Below are 2,325 nucleotides of genomic sequence, written 5' to 3' on the forward strand. Positions count from 1 at the left end.
AAACGCTTTTCCCAAACTATTTTTACGACTCCAAAACCATATTTGACCGATTAAATCAAAGTTACGGTTCCCTGTTTCTCCCCCTGTTGGTGACATAATAATTAATTCTCCTTTCTCAGTTAATTCCAAACGTAATTCTTGATTTAAAGCAACGATTTGCTCAAATTCGTCATCTGTAAACTTGAGACTTGGAGGTATTTGTAAAGTTAAAGCAGTCATAATTCATCCTATAATTTATATTTTGATTACATCTTCGTAAATATCTGCCATTTTTAAAGTTAAATTAATAGAATTAATAGAATCTAAACGTAATTCATCTTTATCAAAAACTTGCATGAACCAATTTCCTTGAGTATCTTTACGATAAACTTCCACCTTGATTTCATCTTGGGAAATTAAGACATATTCTTGTAAGCTTTTGATATTTTGATAATTAATCCTTTTTTCTCGCTTATCTATAGTTTTAGTAGAACTAGATAGCACTTCGACAATTAAAATTGGACTGGTTTTAAAGTACCTTTGATTATCATTTGGGTCGCAGGTGACTAAAACATCGGGATAATAGAAAATATCCGCCTTTTGTACCTTGACTTTAACTTTCATATCTGAAGCAAAAGTACGGCAAGGAGTTCCACGTAGATGAGAACGTAGTAAAGTATAAATATTGCCTGTAATTAAATTATGTTCTTCACTAGCACCAGCCATTGCGAAAACTTCACCATCTACATATTCGTGGCGAATTTCACTGGTTTGTTCTAATTGAAAGTATTCTTCAACGGTAAGAAAATTGACTGCGGACTGCATAAATTTTCCCTCAATATTTCTTAATACTGATTTGTGAGATTGCTCTGCATCTCTATTGTCTTATAATTAATCAAGTGCGATCGCGCAATTGTCTAAAATATACGTACTTGAAATTTTTTAATTTTATAAAATCGGGATGACTGGATTCGAACCAGCGGCCCCTTCGTCCCGAACGAAGTGCGCTACCAAGCTGCGCCACATCCCGGCAATAATTATCAGGGTTATTATATCACAGAAATTAAATCGAAGGATGGGACAAGGAGATGGGGGGATGGGGAGACAAGAAGAATTTAAACCATTAACTCCTAACTGAAAATTGCGATACCATAAAATTTGGATCTCAACAAGTGGTAAGGAAGGATTGTGACTGTAAAACCAGACTGGTTGCGGGTTAAAGCTCCTCAATGGGAACGTGTTGGTGCTGTTAAGGAAACTTTACGGGATTTATCTCTAAATACTGTTTGTGAGGAAGCATCTTGTCCGAATATCGGTGAGTGTTTCAAAGCCGGAACCGCTACGTTTTTAATTATGGGACCAGCCTGTACTCGTGCTTGTCCTTACTGCGATATTGATTTTGAGAAGAAACCCCAAGCTTTAGATCCAACGGAACCCGCACGTCTCGCGGAAGCTGTACGTCGGATGCAGCTTAATCATGTGGTTATCACTTCTGTAAACCGCGACGATCTACCCGACGAGGGAGCTTCGCAGTTTGTTCGCTGTATTGAAGCGGTTCGCACTATTTCCCCTTCTACTACTATTGAAGTTTTAATTCCCGATTTGTGCGGTAATTGGGAAGCTTTGGAACTTATTTTAAAAGCACAACCGGAAGTCCTCAATCACAATACAGAAACGGTTCCCCGGTTATATCGTCGCACCCGTCCCCAAGGGGACTATCAAAGAACTTTGGAATTGTTGAAGCGATCGCGCCAAATTGCACCTTGGATTTACACTAAGTCAGGTATTATGGTAGGGCTTGGCGAAACTGATGCAGAAATTCGGCAAGTTATGCAGGATTTACGCGCTGTTGACTGCGATATTTTAACGATTGGACAATATTTGCAACCTACTCAAAAGCATTTAAAAGTAGATGATTTTATTCATCCCGAACAGTTTGCAGGATGGAAAAAATATGGTGAAGAAATCGATTTTTTACAAGTTGTTTCTTCTCCGTTGACAAGAAGTTCCTATCATGCAGAGCAGGTAAGGGAATTGATGAAACAATATCCACGAGAGAAAAGTTAGGGATTAGTTATTCTTTTTTTATTAATTTTAATCAGCTTTTTTTACTTTTAGAAAAGGCTGATTTCAATCCCTAATAGGGATTAATGTTAATTGCAATTTCGGAGGATGCTTTGCTTAGACGTTAATCAACACTAAGTTTCAATCCCTAATAGGGATTAATGTTAATTGCAATACGGATGGACGTACCGGCACCAATGGTAGGAATGGGTTTCAATCCCTAATAGGGATTAATGTTAATTGCAATTATTTAACGATTTTAGGAGTTAGCGTTTTTATTTA

General features: G+C 37.4%; 3 protein-coding genes and 1 tRNA gene. 1 reads left to right on the forward strand and 3 read right to left on the reverse strand.

The features are described from left to right. The 3 genes from VB797_RS34875 to VB797_RS34885 form a co-directional block, all read right to left on the reverse strand. Positions 1-219: Uma2 family endonuclease (locus VB797_RS34875; RefSeq protein WP_323242379.1), on the reverse strand; the 219-nt coding region annotated here is incomplete at its 3' end. A gap of 15 nt (positions 220-234) precedes the next feature. After that, positions 235-804 carry a Uma2 family endonuclease gene (locus tag VB797_RS34880; protein WP_323242380.1) on the reverse strand — a complete coding sequence of 190 codons (570 nt, stop codon included), beginning with the start codon at positions 802-804 and terminating at the stop codon, positions 235-237. Positions 805-935: 131 nt separating this feature from the next. Beyond that, positions 936-1,009, reverse strand: a tRNA-Pro gene (locus tag VB797_RS34885). 158 nt (positions 1,010-1,167) lie between these two features. Between VB797_RS34885 and lipA the strand changes: the two genes are divergently transcribed. Further along, entirely contained in the window at positions 1,168-2,046 is an 879-nt protein-coding gene (gene lipA, locus VB797_RS34890; RefSeq protein WP_323242381.1) for a lipoyl synthase, read from the forward strand. The last annotated feature ends 279 nt before the right edge of the window (positions 2,047-2,325 follow it).

The sequence above is a fragment of the Rivularia sp. UHCC 0363 genome (genome assembly GCF_034931125.1).
Taxonomy (GTDB): domain Bacteria; phylum Cyanobacteriota; class Cyanobacteriia; order Cyanobacteriales; family Nostocaceae; genus Rivularia.